Source organism: Paracoccus liaowanqingii (genome assembly GCF_004683865.2).
Taxonomy (GTDB): Bacteria; Pseudomonadota; Alphaproteobacteria; order Rhodobacterales; family Rhodobacteraceae; genus Paracoccus; species Paracoccus liaowanqingii.
On sequence record NZ_CP038439.1, the window covers coordinates 1,166,975 to 1,182,343 of the forward strand.

The 15,369-nt window shown below is 69.0% G+C and carries 14 protein-coding genes; 12 read left to right on the top strand and 2 right to left on the bottom strand.

The window, feature by feature from the left end:
- Nucleotides 1–2: 2 nt before the first annotated feature.
- The gene (locus E4191_RS05550; RefSeq protein WP_135312524.1) at nucleotides 3–1,238 is read right to left on the bottom strand and encodes a penicillin-binding protein activator; all 1,236 of its coding nucleotides are present in this window, start codon (nucleotides 1,236–1,238) and stop codon (nucleotides 3–5) included.
- 112 nt (nucleotides 1,239–1,350) lie between these two features.
- On the opposite strand from E4191_RS05550, the gene rsmI reads away from it, so the two are divergent.
- The 3 genes from rsmI (at nucleotide 1,351) to gshB (ending at nucleotide 3,741) form a co-directional block, all read left to right on the top strand.
- Nucleotides 1,351–2,259: a 16S rRNA (cytidine(1402)-2'-O)-methyltransferase gene (gene rsmI / locus E4191_RS05555; RefSeq protein ID WP_135312525.1), complete on the top strand. Its 909-nt coding sequence runs from the start codon at nucleotides 1,351–1,353 to the stop codon at nucleotides 2,257–2,259.
- A 31-nt stretch (nucleotides 2,260–2,290) separates the two neighbouring features.
- The gene (locus E4191_RS05560) at nucleotides 2,291–2,728 is read left to right on the top strand and encodes a YraN family protein (RefSeq protein ID WP_135312526.1); all 438 of its coding nucleotides are present in this window, start codon (nucleotides 2,291–2,293) and stop codon (nucleotides 2,726–2,728) included.
- Between the two features lie 62 nt (nucleotides 2,729–2,790).
- The gene (gene gshB, locus E4191_RS05565; protein ID WP_135312527.1) at nucleotides 2,791–3,741 is read left to right on the top strand and encodes a glutathione synthase; all 951 of its coding nucleotides are present in this window, start codon (nucleotides 2,791–2,793) and stop codon (nucleotides 3,739–3,741) included.
- 413 nt (nucleotides 3,742–4,154) lie between these two features.
- On the opposite strand, the gene E4191_RS05570 is transcribed toward gshB, so the two are convergent.
- Nucleotides 4,155–5,669 (bottom strand): YifB family Mg chelatase-like AAA ATPase, encoded by a 1,515-nt coding sequence (locus E4191_RS05570; protein ID WP_135312528.1) that lies wholly within the window; start codon nucleotides 5,667–5,669, stop codon nucleotides 4,155–4,157.
- 124 nt (nucleotides 5,670–5,793) lie between these two features.
- Here E4191_RS05570 and coaBC point away from each other — a divergent pair, with 124 nt between their 5' ends.
- The 9 genes from coaBC (at nucleotide 5,794) to E4191_RS05615 (ending at nucleotide 15,347) form a co-directional block, all read left to right on the top strand.
- Nucleotides 5,794–6,978 carry a bifunctional phosphopantothenoylcysteine decarboxylase/phosphopantothenate--cysteine ligase CoaBC gene (gene coaBC, locus E4191_RS05575; protein ID WP_135312529.1) on the top strand — a complete coding sequence of 395 codons (1,185 nt, stop codon included), beginning with the start codon at nucleotides 5,794–5,796 and terminating at the stop codon, nucleotides 6,976–6,978.
- A complete protein-coding gene (locus E4191_RS05580; protein WP_135312530.1) occupies nucleotides 6,975–8,045 on the top strand; it encodes a cysteine desulfurase family protein in 1,071 nt (356 codons plus the stop codon). The genes coaBC and E4191_RS05580 overlap by 4 nt, the downstream gene beginning before the upstream one ends.
- A 3-nt stretch (nucleotides 8,046–8,048) precedes the next feature.
- Nucleotides 8,049–9,569, top strand: a complete 1,521-nt coding sequence (sufB, locus tag E4191_RS05585) for a Fe-S cluster assembly protein SufB (protein WP_135312531.1) — start codon at nucleotides 8,049–8,051, stop codon at nucleotides 9,567–9,569.
- Between the two features lie 79 nt (nucleotides 9,570–9,648).
- On the top strand, nucleotides 9,649–10,404 hold the full coding sequence (gene sufC, locus E4191_RS05590; RefSeq protein ID WP_135312532.1) for a Fe-S cluster assembly ATPase SufC: 756 nt from the start codon (nucleotides 9,649–9,651) through the stop codon (nucleotides 10,402–10,404).
- Nucleotides 10,404–11,738 carry a SufB/SufD family protein gene (locus E4191_RS05595; RefSeq protein WP_135312533.1) on the top strand — a complete coding sequence of 445 codons (1,335 nt, stop codon included), beginning with the start codon at nucleotides 10,404–10,406 and terminating at the stop codon, nucleotides 11,736–11,738. Before sufC ends, E4191_RS05595 begins: the two co-directional genes overlap by 1 nt.
- Nucleotides 11,711–12,229, top strand: a complete 519-nt coding sequence (locus E4191_RS05600) for a hypothetical protein (RefSeq protein WP_228461574.1) — start codon at nucleotides 11,711–11,713, stop codon at nucleotides 12,227–12,229. The genes E4191_RS05595 and E4191_RS05600 overlap by 28 nt, the downstream gene beginning before the upstream one ends.
- Nucleotides 12,226–12,819 carry a Yip1 family protein gene (locus E4191_RS05605; protein ID WP_135312534.1) on the top strand — a complete coding sequence of 198 codons (594 nt, stop codon included), beginning with the start codon at nucleotides 12,226–12,228 and terminating at the stop codon, nucleotides 12,817–12,819. Before E4191_RS05600 ends, E4191_RS05605 begins: the two co-directional genes overlap by 4 nt.
- Nucleotides 12,816–14,027 carry an aminotransferase class V-fold PLP-dependent enzyme gene (locus tag E4191_RS05610; protein ID WP_135312535.1) on the top strand — a complete coding sequence of 404 codons (1,212 nt, stop codon included), beginning with the start codon at nucleotides 12,816–12,818 and terminating at the stop codon, nucleotides 14,025–14,027. The genes E4191_RS05605 and E4191_RS05610 overlap by 4 nt, the downstream gene beginning before the upstream one ends.
- Nucleotides 14,028–14,129: 102 nt before the next feature.
- The gene (locus tag E4191_RS05615; protein WP_135312536.1) at nucleotides 14,130–15,347 is read left to right on the top strand and encodes an NAD(P)/FAD-dependent oxidoreductase; all 1,218 of its coding nucleotides are present in this window, start codon (nucleotides 14,130–14,132) and stop codon (nucleotides 15,345–15,347) included.
- Nucleotides 15,348–15,369 lie beyond the last annotated feature (22 nt).

The following is a 15,369-nucleotide window of genomic DNA, read 5'->3' on the forward strand; positions in this document are numbered from 1 at the left end:
TGTCAGGAGCCCAGGCCGCGCGCGGTGCGCGGGGCGGGGTCCAGCACGACCAGCTGGTTGCCGCGGATCGTGCCCACCGCCAGCCCGCGCTGGATCGTGCCGTCGCGCTGCAGGCGGAAGATACCGCCGACGCCGGTGAAGCCCGCGCGCTGCGTCAGGCCCGAGGTGGTCAGCGCGTTGCGCCGCCCATCGCGGGACAGCGAGGCGATGGCCGCGACCCCGTCATAGGCCAGCGAGGCCAGCTGATGGGGCGCCTCGCCATGGGCCTGGGCATAGCGGGCCTCGAACTGGCGCTGCATGCCTTGGTCGGGCAGGGCGAACCAGCCCTCGGCCAGCTGCGGCAGGCCGAGGCGCGCGCCCGGCTGGTCCCACCGCGTCAGGCCCATCATCTGGATGCCCGGAGAGCGCACGCCCGCCGCGGCCAGCTGCTGGGTCAGGTAGGGTAGGACGGCTTGGTTGTTGGCGGTCATGAAGACCGCGTCGACCTGGCCCGATTGTGCCGCGTCGGTGATCTGCGGGGTCACCGCGTCGATCCCGCTGATCGAGACCGGGTGATTGACGCGCCCGGCCATGCGGGCACCGTTGCGGGCGATGGCGGTCTCGATCGCGCGGCCACCCAGCTGGCCCGCGACGTCGTCCTCGGCCACGACCAGGACGTTGCGCTTGCCCTGGGTCATGCCATAGCCCACCAGCCGGTCGGCGATAGTCTCGAAGCTGTTGCCCAGGATGAAGACGTTGCCGCCCGCGATCTGGGCGTTGTTGGAGAATGTCAGCACGTTGATGTTGCGCGGCATCATGGCGTTGCCCACCGCATTGGCGCCTTCCGCGAAGAGCGGTCCCAGGATGATCTGCGCGCCCGCATCGGCCGCCGCATTGGCCTGCGCCACGGCGCTTTCGGTCGAGGCGCCGCTGTCGTAGATGCGCAGGTCGATGGACGCGCCCTGCGCATCCCCCGCCGCCATCCGCGCGGCGTTCTTGAGGCTGCGTGCCAGCCACTCCAAATCCTGGGACCCGGTGCCGGCGGGGGCCAGCAGGGCCACGCGCACCGGCTCGGACGGGTCGATCAGGGGGCCGATCTCGGGGCCGCTGGCCTGCTGGCTGCTGCCCACGGGGTCGCAGGCGGCCAGGAACAGGGCCGAGACGACCGCGGCGGTCCGGGCCAGGACGTGGCGCAGACCCGTGGGCAGACCCGTGGCAGGCCGGCCCGAGGAAGGCCGGGTTGTGGCGGAGGCTGACATGTGAAACTTCCCTGCTGTGTGATACGACGCACGTGGTTGCCGGCAAGCCTATGGCCTGCGCCCGCGATTGGCAATCAGCGCCGGGCCCCGACCGGCGCCGAACGGAGGCAGGATGACCGACCGCCACGACCGACCCGATGCCGAGCCGCCCCGCCGCCTGACTGCCCATGTCGAGGCCGCGCGGCTGGAGCCCGGCCTCTATCTTGTCGCCACCCCGATCGGGGCGGCGCGCGACATCACGCTGCGGGCGCTGGACGTGCTCAACAGCGCCGACCAGCTGGCGGCCGAGGACACGCGCGTGCTGCGCCACCTGATGGACATCCACGGCATTCCCCTGCGCGGGCGCCGCATACTGGCCTATCACGACCACAACGGCGACCGCGCCCGCCCGGCGCTGCTGGCCGCGCTGGCGGAAGGGGGCAGCGTCGCCTATTGCTCGGATGCGGGCACGCCGCTGGTGGCCGATCCCGGCTACCGGCTGGCGCTGGACGCGGCTTCGGCCGGGGCGCGGGTCCATGCGCTGCCGGGCCCCTCGGCCGCGCTGGCCGCGCTGAGCCTGGCGGGCCTGCCAAGCGACCGGTTCCTTTTCCTGGGCTTTCCCCCACCCACCAAGGCCGCGCGCCTGACCTGGCTGCGGCGCTGGCTGGCGGTCGATTCGACGCTGATCCTGTTCGAAAGCCCGAGGCGCGTTAACCGAACGTTAGATGACCTGTGCGAGATTGATCCGAATCGCATTACGGTGGTGGCGCGGGAACTGACGAAGAAGTTCGAGGAGGTGATCCGGGGCACGGCCGCCGATCTGGCCGCGGATCCCCGCATGGCCACGCTGAAGGGCGAGGTGGTGATGGTGCTCGACCGCCCCTCGGCGGTCGAGGTGGACGAGGATCGGCTGGACCGGGTGCTGCTGGAGCATCTGCGCACGATGTCGGTCAAGGACGCCGCCCGCGCGGCGGCAGAGGACCTGGGCCTGCCCAAGCGCGACGTCTATCAGCGCGCCCTGGGATTGGCGGATGACAGCTAGAGGGGACCGGTGGCGGTCCGATGGAGGGACAATGGCACAAGTCGCGGACCGGAACGTTCTGACCCCCTGGGCGCGTCCTTCGCCCGTCGTCCCCGCGCCCAGCCCGGCCCGCCAACGGCGCGGTCGGCGCGCGGCCCTGTCCGGGCTGATGGCCGAGGACAATGTGCTGCGCCTCTACCAGCGGCGGGGCGCCCGCCTGCTGGCCAGCCGCTGGCGGGGCCGCGCGGGCGAGATCGACATGATCCTGCAGGAGGGGGAGGATCTGGTCTTCGTCGAGGTGAAGTCCTCCGCCACCCATGCGGCGGCCGCCGAAAGGCTGCGGCCCGCCCAGATGCGCCGGATCACCCAGGCCGCCTGCGAATATTGCGATGTCCACGGCCTGAGGCTGGTGTCGATGCGCTTCGACGCCGCGCTTGTCGATGCCATGGGGCGGGTCGATCTGATCGAGAACGCCTTCGGCGAGGTCTGAGCCCTCAGGCTTGCATCCCCCTCCCGCACGGGCCACAACGGGCCCAAATTCAGGAGTGCGGGATGAGCCTTTACGTCGCCTTGCAGATGGACCCGATCGAGCATGTCTCGATCGACGCCGACAGCACCTTCCGCATCGGCCTGGAGGCCGAGGCCCGCGGGCATCGCCTGTTCCAGTACACGGTCGACCAGCTGCGTTATGACGAGGGGCGCGTCATCGCGCGCGGCAGGCCGGTCAGCCTGCGCCGCAAGCATGGCGATCACGTGACCTTCGGGGACTGGGCCGAGGTCGAGGTCGGTGATTTCGACGTGGTCTGGCTGCGTCAGGATCCACCCTTCGACATGGGCTATGTCACCTCGACCCATCTTCTGGACCGGGTGCATCCGGGCACCCTGGTCGTGAACGATCCGTTCTGGGTCCGGAACTGTCCCGAAAAGCTGATCGTCCTCGATTTTCCGGACCTGACGCCGCCGACGATGATCGCCCGCGATCCCGCCGCCTTCAAGGCATTCCGGGCGCGGCATGGCGAGATCATCGTCAAGCCGCTCTATGGCAATGGCGGAGCCGGGGTGTTCCACCTGCGGCCCGGCGATCCCAACCTCTCGGCGCTGCTCGAGACCTTCGCGGGGATCAATCGCGAACCGATGATCGCACAGAAATACCTGCCCGCCGTCGTCAAGGGCGACAAGCGGATCATCCTGGTGGACGGCGACCCGGTGGGCGCCATCAACCGCGTCCCGCAGGAGGGCGAGGCCCGGTCCAACATGCATGTGGGCGGGCGGGCCGAGAAGGTCGGCCTGACCGAGCGCGAGCACGAGATCTGCGCCCGGCTGCGACCCGTCCTGCGCGAGAAGGGGCTGATCTTCACCGGCATCGACGTGATCGACGGCTGGCTGACCGAGATCAACGTCACCTCGCCCACCGGCATCCAGGAACTGGAGCGCTTTGACGGCATCAATGCCGCCGAGGCGCTGTGGCAGGCGATCGAACGGCGGGTGGCCGAGAAGGGCTGACGCTTTAGGTCGCAGGCGGGGGCGCAAGCTTCGAACCGGTAGGAGGCGAGGTCTGCACCCTGGCCCCAGGGCCGGCGCATTCGGAATTGGGCTGGACTGATGACTTGAACGCTGTGCGTTGGGTGCTACCGGGTTGTCTGCAGACCTCGATGTCGGTCCGTTTCTCCTCCGCGTCCTCGCCTGACCACCCGTGGCACCGTCATCAAGCAGCAGGTGCCGACCCTGTAGCCTCTGCCGGACAACGACGGCGGCTGCTTGCATCGCAGCTCGCTCCATCATGCTAGGCTGCCTTGGCCGAGGTCCGTGCCTGAGATCATCTTATGCAATGGGCTTCCGTCCGGCGTCCGGCAGGGCGTTTCCCCTGCACGACCAGTTTCCACCCTCTGCGGATCCCCCGCCCGTCCCCTGCCGCCTCACCCGCCCGTCACGAAGGGCAGGCGATAGCTGATGGCTTCGGCCAAGTGCCGGGTCAGGACCCGGTCGGAATGGTCCAGATCGGCGATCGTCCGGGCGCTGCGCAGGATGCGGTGATAGCCGCGGGCGGTCAGGCCCAGCCTCTCCGAGGCCTTCAGGATCAGCGCGCGCCCCTCGGCATCCGGGGCGGCGACGCGGTCCAGAAGCGGCCCCGAGGCCTCGGCATTGACCCGCACGCCGGGATGGTCGCGATAGCGCCGCGCCTGCACCTGCCGCGCCGCGGCCACGCGGGCGGCGACCGTCGCGGTGCTGTCGCCCGAGGGGGGCAGGTCCATGTCCTGCAGGCTGACACCCGGCACCTCCAGCCGCAGGTCGAAGCGGTCCATCAACGGCCCCGAGATCCGGCCCAGATAGCTGTCGCCGCAGGCGGGCGCGCGCGAACAGGCCCGCGCCGGATCGGCCAGATGCCCGCAGCGGCAGGGATTGGCCGCCGCCACCAGCAGGAAGCGGCAGGGATAGCGGACATGGGCATTGGCGCGCGACACCACGACCTCGCCGGTCTCGATGGGCTGGCGCATCGTCTCCAGCACCTGGCGCGGGAATTCCGGCAGCTCGTCCAGGAACAGCACGCCGTGATGGGCCAGGCTCATCTGCCCGGGCCGGGCCTTGGGACCGCCGCCGACGATGGCGGGGGACGAGGCGGTGTGGTGGGGGTCCTGGAAGGGCGCGCGGCGCGAGATGGCACCGTCGGTCAGCAGGCCCGCGACCGAGTGGATCATCGAGGTCTCGAGCGCCTCGCGCGCCGACAGGGGCGGCATCAGGCCGGGCAGGCGGGTGGCCAGCATGGACTTGCCCGCGCCGGGCGGGCCGATCATCAGCAGGTGGTGACGCCCCGCGGCGGCGATCTCGAGCGCGCGCTTGGCGCGTTCCTGGCCCTTCACGTCGGTCAGGCACAGGCTGTCCGGGGCATCCAGCAGCGCCCCGGGCCGGGCGGGGGGCAGGGGCTGGCGGTCGGTCAGGTGGTCGATGACCGCGCGCAGCGTGTCGGCGCCGAAGACCGCGATCTGGTCGATCCAGGCCGCCTCGGGTCCGCAGGCGCGGGGGCAGATGAGCGCGCGCTCCTCCTCGGAGGCGGCCAGGGCGGCGGGAAGGGCGCCCGCGACCGCGACCAGCCGCCCGTCCAGCGCCAGCTCTCCCAGGGCGACGTGGCGGGCCAGTTCCTCGGCGGGCAGGATCTCCAGCGCGCCCAGCACCGCCAGCGCGATGGGCAGGTCGAAATGCGAGCCCTCCTTGGGCAGGTCGGCGGGTGACAGGTTCACGGTGAGGCGCTTGTTCGGCAGGGCGATGGCCAGCGCGCCGAAGGCCGCGCGGACCCGCTCGCGCGCCTCGCTGACCGCCTTGTCGGGCAGGCCCACGATGGAAAAGCCGGGCAACCCGGCGGCCACGGCGCATTGCACCTCGACCAGGCGCGCCTCGACCCCCTCGAAGGCCACAGAATAGGCGATGGCGACCATGGCTGCCCCTGTTGCTGTCGCAAAGGGTTAACGCTCGGCGGGTTAAGAAGTGGTTAACCGGCGGGGTTTCCTTGCGGCAGGGCCCTGCGGCCGCTATCTGGAACGCAGGACCGATGGGGGCAGGATGCAGGGCAGGCGGATATTGCTGATCGTGGGGGGCGGGATCGCCGCCTACAAGACCTCGCAGTTGGTGCGGCTGATCCGGGGCGTCGGGGCGGCGGTCACGCCGGTGCTGACGACCTCTGGTGCCCAGTTCGTCACCCCCATGACCCTGTCCGTGCTGGCCGGAGAGCCGGTTCACGACACCCTGTGGGATCAGGGCGCCGAGGCCGAGATCGGCCATATCCAGCTGTCGCGTCAGGCCGATCTGGTCGTCGTGGCCCCCGCCACCGCCGATCTGATGGCCAAGATGGCGGGGGGGCTGGCCAACGATCTGGCCTCGACCCTGCTGCTGGCGACCGACAAGCGCGTGCTGATCGCGCCCGCGATGAACGTGCGCATGTGGGATCACCCCGCCACGCGGCGCAATCTGGCCACCCTGCAGGGCGACGGGGTGCTGACCGTCGGCCCGGACGTGGGCGACATGGCCTGCGGCGAATATGGCGCGGGCCGCATGGCCGAGCCCGAGGCGATCCTGGCCGCGATCCGCGCGGCGCTGGAACCGGGAGCCTTAGCGGGGCGACATGTGATCGTGACCTCGGGCCCGACGCATGAGCCGATCGATCCGGTGCGCTATCTGGCCAACCGCTCCTCGGGCGCGCAGGGGACGGCGATCGCGGCCGCGTTGCGCGATCTGGGCGCGCGGGTCAGCTTCGTGACCGGGCCTGCGACCGTGCCTGTGCCTGCGGGCGTGCAGGTGATCCGGGTCGAGACCGCGCAGCAGATGCGCCAGGCGGTCGAGGCGGCGCTGCCTGCGGACGCGGCGGTCATGGCGGCGGCGGTGGCCGACTGGCGCGTGATGAACGGCAGCGATCAGAAGATGAAGAAGACCGGCGATCTGCCCAGCCTGCAGATGGCCGAGAACCCCGATATCCTCGCCTGGCTGTCCCGCGCCCCGCAGCGTCCGCGCCTTGTGGTGGGCTTTGCGGCCGAGACGCAGGACGTCACCGCCCATGCCACCGCCAAGCGCATCCGCAAGGGCTGCGACTGGATCGTGGCCAACGATGTCAGCCCCGCCGCCGGCATCATGGGCGGGACCGAGAACGCGGTGACGCTGATCACCGACCACGGCGCCGAGGACTGGCCGCGCATGGGCAAGGATGCCGTGGCCGCCCGGCTGGCCGCCCGCATCGCGAGGGAACTGGCATGAGAACCTATCTGGACTGGAACGCCACCACGCCGCTGCGCCCCGAGGTCAAGGAGGCGATCATCGAGGCGCTGGAGTTGTCGGGCAATCCCTCGTCGGTCCATGCCGAGGGGCGGGCGGCCAAGATGGCGCTGGAACGCGCGCGCGAGCAGATCGCGGCGGCCCTGGGGGCCGAGGGGGCCGATCTGGTCTTCACCTCGGGCACGACCGAGGCCGCGTCGATGGTGCTGGGGCAGGGGGGATACCTGTGCGCGCCGACCGAGCACAGCGCGATCAAGGTCTGGTGCGATCCGGTCCTGCCGGTGGACCAGAACGGCATCGTGACGGTGACCGACCCCGCGCGCACCAGCCTGCAGCTGGCCAACAACGAGACGGGCGTGATGCAGGACCTGCCGCAGGGGCTGCACAGCAGCGACCTGACGCAGGCCTTCGGCAAGGTGCCCTTCGCCTTCAATTGGCTGGGCCTGACGGCGGGCTTCGTCAGCGCGCACAAGCTGGGCGGGCCCAAGGGCATCGGCGCGCTGGTCCTGAAGAAGGGCACCGAGATCCCCGCGCTGATCCGGGGCGGCGGGCAGGAACAGGGCCGCCGCGCAGGCACCGAGAACCTGATCGGCATCCTGGCCTTCGCCGCCGCCGCCGCGGCCGCGCAGCGCGACCTGGAGGCCGGGATCTGGGATCAGGTCGCCGAGCGCCGCGACGCGCTGGAGGCGCGGCTCTGCGACATTGCGCCCGAGGCGGTGATCGCCGGAAAGGGGGCGCGGCGCTTGCCGAACACGACCTGCCTTCTTACATCGGGATGGAAGGGCGAAACCCAGGTCATGCAGATGGATCTGGCCGGATTTGCGATCTCGGCAGGCTCGGCCTGTTCGTCGGGCAAGGTCCGGGCCAGTGGCGCTTTGCAGGCCATGGGGTTCGACGATCAGCTTTCGCAATCGGCGATCCGGATCTCGATAAGCCCGACTTTGGGCGACGATCAGATCAACCGATTTGCGGATGCCTGGGAAAAGGCGTATTCACGCTGGCGCGACAGGACTGGTCCGGCGATACGGCCGACCACCGAGGAAGGATAGACGATGACGGAAGCCACCGATCTTGATGTGCGCGAAGGCGTCGACCGCGAAACGGTCGAGGCCGTGCAGAACATGGGCAGCTACAAATACGGCTGGAATACCGAGATCGAGATGGACTACGCGCCCAAGGGCGTGAACGAGGACATCGTCCGCCTGATCTCGGCCAAGAACAAAGAGCCGGACTGGATGACCGAATGGCGGCTTGAGGCCTATCGCCGGTGGGTCACCATGACCGAACCGAAATGGGCGATGCTGAACTATCCGGTCATCGACTATCAGGACCAGTACTACTATGCCCGCCCGAAAAGCATGGAGGAGAAGCCCAAATCCCTGGACGAGGTCGATCCCAAGCTGCTGGCGACCTATGACAAGCTGGGCATCCCGCTGCGCGAGCAGATGATCCTGGCGGGCGTCGAGGGGGCCGAGAACGCCCCCGCCGAGGGCCGCCGCGTGGCCGTCGACGCCGTCTTCGACAGCGTCAGCTTGGGCACGACATTCAAGGACGAGCTGGCCAAGGCCGGGGTCATCTTCTGTTCCATCAGCGAGGCGATCCGCGAGCATCCCGAGCTGGTGAAGAAATACCTGGGCACGGTCGTCCCGCAATCCGACAACTACTTCGCGACGCTGAACAGCGCGGTGTTTTCGGATGGCTCGTTCGTCTACATCCCGCCCGGCGTGAAATGCCCGATGGAGCTGTCGACCTATTTCCGCATCAATGCGGAGAATACCGGCCAGTTCGAACGGACCCTGATCATCGCCGACAAGGGCGCCTCGGTCAGCTATCTGGAAGGCTGCACCGCCCCCAAGCGCGACACGACCCAGCTGCACGCGGCGGTCGTTGAATTGGTGATCCTGGAGGATGCCGAGATCAAGTACTCGACCGTCCAGAACTGGTTTCCGGGCGACGAGGACGGCAAGGGCGGCATCTACAACTTCGTGACCAAGCGGGCCGATTGCCGCGAGGCGCGGGCCAAGGTCATGTGGACGCAGGTCGAGACGGGGTCCGCGATCACGTGGAAATACCCCTCCTGCATCCTGCGCGGCGACGAAAGCCAGGGCGAGTTCTATTCCATCGCCATCGCGAACAACTGGCAGCAGGCCGACACGGGCACCAAGATGGTCCATCTGGGCAAGAACACCCGGTCGCGGATCGTGTCCAAGGGCATCTCGGCCGGGCAGGCGCAGAACACCTATCGCGGCCTCGTGTCGATGCACCCGCGCGCCACGAACAGCCGCAACTATACCCAGTGCGACAGCCTGCTGATCGGCGACAAGTGCGGGGCGCATACGGTCCCCTATATCGAGGTCAAGAACAACTCGAGCCGGGTCGAGCACGAGGCGACGACCAGCAAGGTCGACGACGACCAGCTGTTCTACTGCCGCTCGCGCGGGATGGACGAGGAAGAGGCTGTGGCGCTGGTCGTCAACGGCTTCTGCCGCGAGGTCCTGCAGGCGCTGCCCATGGAATTCGCCATGGAAGCGCAGGCCTTGGTCGCGATCTCGCTGGAGGGATCGGTCGGCTGATCCCCTTCGGCCGGGCCCCTGTGCCCGGCCGCATACCCTTCACGGCGCCCCTGCGGCGCTTTCGCCGTTTGAGGATATTATGCTGAAAATCAACAACCTGCATGTGAAACTTGAGGACGAGGACAAGGCGATCCTGAAGGGCCTGACGCTGGAGGTTCCTGCCGGTCAGGTCCACGCGATCATGGGTCCGAACGGGTCGGGCAAGTCCACCCTGTCCTATGTCCTGTCGGGCCGCGACGGTTATGTCGTGACCGAGGGCGAGGCGAGCCTGGACGGCGCCAGCCTGCTGGACATGGAGCCCGAGGAGCGTGCGGCGGCAGGCCTGTTCCTGGCCTTCCAGTACCCGGTCGAGATCCCCGGCGTCGGCAACATGACCTTCCTGCGCACGGCCGTGAATGCGCAGCGCAAGGCGCGCGGCGAGGCCGAGCTGACCGCGGGCGAGTTCCTGAAGGTCGTGCGCGCCAAGGCCGCCGATCTGCAGATCAACCCCGACATGCTGAAGCGTCCCGTCAATGTGGGCTTCTCGGGTGGCGAGAAGAAGCGCAACGAGATCCTGCAGATGGCCATGCTGGAGCCGCGCATGTGCATCATGGACGAGACCGACAGCGGTCTGGACGTGGACGCGATGCGGCTGGTGGCCGAGGGTGTGAACGCCCTGCGCGGCCCCGACCGCAGCTTCTTGGTCATCACGCATTACCAGCGCCTGCTGGATCACATCAAGCCGGACGTCGTCCACATCCTGTCCAATGGCCGCATCATCAAGTCGGGCGGCCCGGAACTGGCGCTGGAAGTCGAAGAGAACGGCTATGGCGATCTTCTGGCGGAGGCCGGCTGATGCCCGATCTGGCTGTCAAACCCATCGACGAGGTGACCCCGCAGGTCAGCGGCACGCCCAAGGCGGCGGGTACGCTGGACGCACGTGTGGCCGCGCTCGACCTGCCGCGCGACGGCTTTGCCATGGCGGCGCGGATCGATGCCTTGGCGCGGCTGCGCGCCATGGGCCTGCCCGCCCCCCGCGACGAATACTGGCGCTATACCGATCCGCGACCGTTCAATGCCCCCGAGGCGCAGGCCCTGCCCATCGTCGGCGGCCCGGAATCGCCCCTGTTCGCATCGCGCGACAAGCTGACGCTGGTCTTCGTGGACGGTGTCTTCGACGCCGCCGCCTCGGACGATCCGGCGCTGGACGGGGTCGAGATCACCGTGCTGGCGGATGCGGGTGCAGGCCACTGGGCCGAGGATCTGTACGGCACGCTGGAGGCTGCGGGCCAGTTCCCGGTCCGCCGTCCCTTCGCGGTGCTCAACACCGCCGCCGCCCGCGACGGGCTGCTGATCCGCGTGACCGGCACGCCCTCCAAGCCCGTGCATGTGCTGCACCGGCGCGGGACGGATGCGGCGGATGCGGTCTGGCACCATGTCATCCGCGTCGAGGCGGGCGCCGAGCTGACGCTGCTGGAAAGCGGGACGGTCGGCGCGCGCTCCAACGGCGTGATCGAGGCGGATCTGGCGCCGGGCGCCAAGCTGCACCACATCGCCGCCAAGCGCGCCAACGATCCCAAGGTCGGCCTGTCGCACCTGTTCGCCCGCGTCCAGGACGAGGCGTCGCTGAAAAGCTTCACCCTTGCCGTGAACGGGCGCCAGATGCGCCACGAGGCGGTCATCGACATGGTCGGCGACGATGCCGTGGCGCATATCGCGGCGGCGGTGATGGGCGACGGCCATGTCGGGCCGTTCCACCACGACGACACGGTCTTCATCACCCATGCGGGGCTGCGCGGCGAAAGCCGCCAGGTCTTCAAGAAGGTGCTGCGCAACGGTGCGACCGGCGTGTTCCAAGGCAAGATCCTGGTCAAGCAGGGCGCGCAGAAGACCGACGGCTACCAGATCAGCCAGGCGCTGCTGCTGGACGAGGCCAGCCAGTTCCTGGCCAAGCCCGAGCTGGAGATCTATGCCGACGACGTGAAATGCTCGCACGGCTCGACCACCGGGGCGATCGACGACGAGGCGCTGTTCTACCTGCGCTCTCGCGGGGTGCCGCGCGACCGGGCCATCGTGTTCCTGGTGCTGTCCTTCCTGGCCGACGCGCTGCAGGAGGTCGAGGATGAAAGCCTGCGGGACGAGATCAACGAACGGCTGGACGCGTGGCTGACCGACCAACCGCTGAACTAGGCCGCCCGCGCGGCGGCATGGTGCTGCGCGTGCTGGAAAGCTGGTGGGCGCCGCGCCGGGTGGTGCGGGGCCTGTCGGGGATGCCCGACCGGGTGCTGCTGGTCGTGCTGATGCTGGCCATGCTGATCACGCTGATCGGGCAGGCGCCGGGGCTAGCCCGGGCGGCGCAGCTGGACCCCTCGGTCCCGCTGGACGCCCGGATCGCCGGGGCGGCGATGGGCACGATCTTCATGATACCGCTGCTGGCCTATGGGGTGGCGGGGCTGACCGGACTGCTGTCGCGGCTGACCCCATGGCGGCTGGACCCGCGCCACGCCCGGCTGGCGCTGTTCTGGGCGCTGCTGGCGGCCTCTCCGGCGACGCTGCTGGCCGGGATGGTGGCGGGGCTGATCGGTCCCTCCGCCGCACTGACCCTGACCCGCACCGTGGCGGGCCTGGGATTTTTCATCATCTGGGGCGCCGGGATCGCGGCGTTGGCAAGACGCACATGACCTTTGACGATTTCAAGGCGCTGGTCGGACAGACCCTGCGCGACCCCCAGGCCGCTGCCGCCCTGCTGATCGGGCAGGGATGGCCGATGCAGCTGCGCTGGATGGCACTGGCGCTGGCCGTGTCGCTGTCGGGCCTGCTGGCCTATGTCTCGACGCTGATCTTTTCCGTGCCCGAGGGCGAGGCCGCGACGGTCTTCACCATCAGCGAGCAGCCGCTGGTCCTGGCCGGGCTGCAGTTGGTGGCGATCGTCTTGGGCGCCGGGCTGATGACCGGCATCGGGCGCATGTTCGGCGGCACCGGCCGTTTCGAGGACGCGCTGCTGCTGACCGTCTGGATCGAGGTCATGCTGCTGATCGTGCAGGTGATCCAGATCGTGCTGTCGCTGGTGCTACCGGCCGCGGCGGGCATCCTGGGGATCCTGGCCATCGCGATGTTCCTGTGGCTGACGGTCCAGTTCACCAAGGCGCTGCACGGCTTCACCAGCGGGCCCAAGGTGCTTCTGGTGATGTTCGGCACGCTGCTGGTGATGGGTTTCGTGCTGTCCTTCCTCATGGCCGCGATGGGCCTCATGCCGGAGATGCCGCAATGAGCTTTGACGTTCAGGCCGTCCGCGCCGACTTTCCGATCCTGTCCCGGCAGGTGAACGGCAAGCCCCTCGTCTATCTGGACAATGGCGCCAGCGCGCAGAAGCCCCGCGTGGTGATCGACGCGATCAGCCGCGCCTATGAGGGCGAATATGCCAATGTCCACCGGGGCCTGCATTACCTGTCGAACCTGGCCACCGATAATTACGAACGGGTCCGCGCCACCATCGCGCGCTTCCTGAACGCCCCGCGCGAGGACGAGGTGATCTTCACCTCCGGCTCGACCGAGGCGCTGAACATGGTCAGCTATGGCTGGGCCGCCCCGCGCCTGCAGGCGGGCGACGAGATCCTGCTGTCGGTCATGGAACATCATGCCAACATCGTGCCGTGGCATTTCCTGCGCGAGCGGCAGGGCGTGGTGCTGAACTGGGTCGAGCCGGACCCCGATGGCAGCCTGCCCGCCGAAAAGGTGCTGGCCGCGATCACCCCGCGCACCAAGATGATCGCCGTCACCCACATGTCCAACGTCACCGGCACCGTGGTCGACATCGCCGCGATCCGCGCGGGCACCGACCTGCCGCTGGTCGTCGACGGATCGCAGGCGGCGGTGCACATGCGGGTGGACCTGTCGACGCTCGGTGCGGATTTCTACTGCATCACCGGGCACAAGCTGTATGGCCCCTCGGGGTCGGGCGCGATCTGGATCAAGGCCGACCGTCAGGCCGAGATGCGCCCCTTCATGGGCGGCGGCGACATGATCCGCACCGTGGGGCGCGACGTCATCACCTATGCCGACCCGCCGCTGCGCTTCGAGGCGGGCACGCCGGGCATCGTGAACCAGATCGGCCTGGGCGCCGCGCTGGACTACATGATGGAGCTGGGGATGGACAATATCGCCGCGCACGAGCGCGCCTTGCGCGACTATGCCCGCGACCGGTTGCGCAGCCTCAACTGGCTGCAGATCCACGGCGATGCGGCGGACAAGGGCGCGATCTTCTCGATGACGATGGAGGGGGCGCATGCGCATGACATCTCGACCATCCTCGACAAGAAGGGGATCGCGGTGCGCGCGGGCAGCCATTGCGCGATGCCGCTGATGGAGTTCATGGGCGTCTCTGCCAGCGCCCGCGCCAGCTTCGGGATGTACAACACGCAGGCAGAAGTGGACGCGCTGGTCGAAGGATTGACCTTCTGCCGCGAGCTTTTCGCCTGAATCTTGCAAAGATTCGGCAGGGTCTCGAAGAACCCCCGATAAATCTTGCCCGATCCCGGGAATGTCTGCATTTCTGACCCATCGTCAGCAATGGGGGCAGCAATGGCCGAGGTTCTGGTTCTGGGTGCGGGAATGGTGGGCGTCTCGACGGCCTTGGCGCTGCAGGCGCGCGGCCATGACGTCACCATCGTGGAACGCGGCACGCCCGGGCGCGAGACCAGCTATGGCAATGCGGGCCTGATCCAGACCGAGGCGGTCGAGCCCTATGCCATGCCGCTGGCCCCCGGCGCGCTGCTGCAGATCGCCATGGGGCGCGGCTATGACGTGAAATGGACGCCGCAGGGCCTGCTGTCCCAGCTGGGCGCGGTCGCCACCTATGCGTGGAATTCTCGGCCTGCGGCGCACAAGCGCGCCTCGGTCACCTGGGGCAAGCTGATCCGGCAGTCGACCGACCGGCATGCGCCGCTGATCGCCGCTTCGGGCGCGGACAACATCATCCGCCGCAACGGCTATGTCGAGATCCACCGCACCCCCGCCCGCATGGACAAGGCCCGCAAGACGGCCGAGCGCTTCGCCACCGAATTCGGCGTGCAGGCGCGGCTGATGACCGGGGCCGAGCTGCGCGCGATGGAGCCGTCGATCCGGACCGAGGTCGAGGGCGCGACCCATTGGTCCGACAGCTGGAACTGCGCCGATCCGGGCGGTCTGGTCGCCAGCTATGCGGCGCTGTTCCAGAAGAACGGCGGGCGGATCGTGAACGGCGATGCGGGCGATCTGCACCGCAAGGGCGCGGCCTGGGTCGCCGACGAGGCCGAGGGCGAACATGCCGTCATCGCCCTCGGGCCATGGTCGCCGATGCTGACCGAGCGCTTCGGGCTGAAGGTGCCGATGGTCTTCAAGCGCGGCTATCACCGCCACTACCACATGGAGCTGCCGCCCCATCACCCGATCGCCGATTTCGGCAACTCGGTGGTGATGTCCCCCATGCGCCGGGGCTTGCGCATCGCCACCGCCGCCGAACTGACCCCTCATCCCCGCCTGTCGCCCCCGCAGCTGCGCCACGGCGAGAAGGCCGCGCGCGAGTTGTTCGACGTGGGCGCCCCGGTCGAGGCCGAACCCTGGACCGGCCGCCGCCCCTGCATGCCCGACATGCTGCCCGTGGTGGGGCGGATCCCCGACCAGCCGAACCTCTGGGGGCATTTCGGGCATGGGCATCAGGGGTTCACCCTGGGCCCCGTCACCGCCGAGATCCTGGCCGACGAGCTGTCCGGCGGCGAGGGCTGGACCGAACTTCAGCCGTCGCGTCTGAAACGCGGTTGAAACCGGGCGCGGGCCGACACAT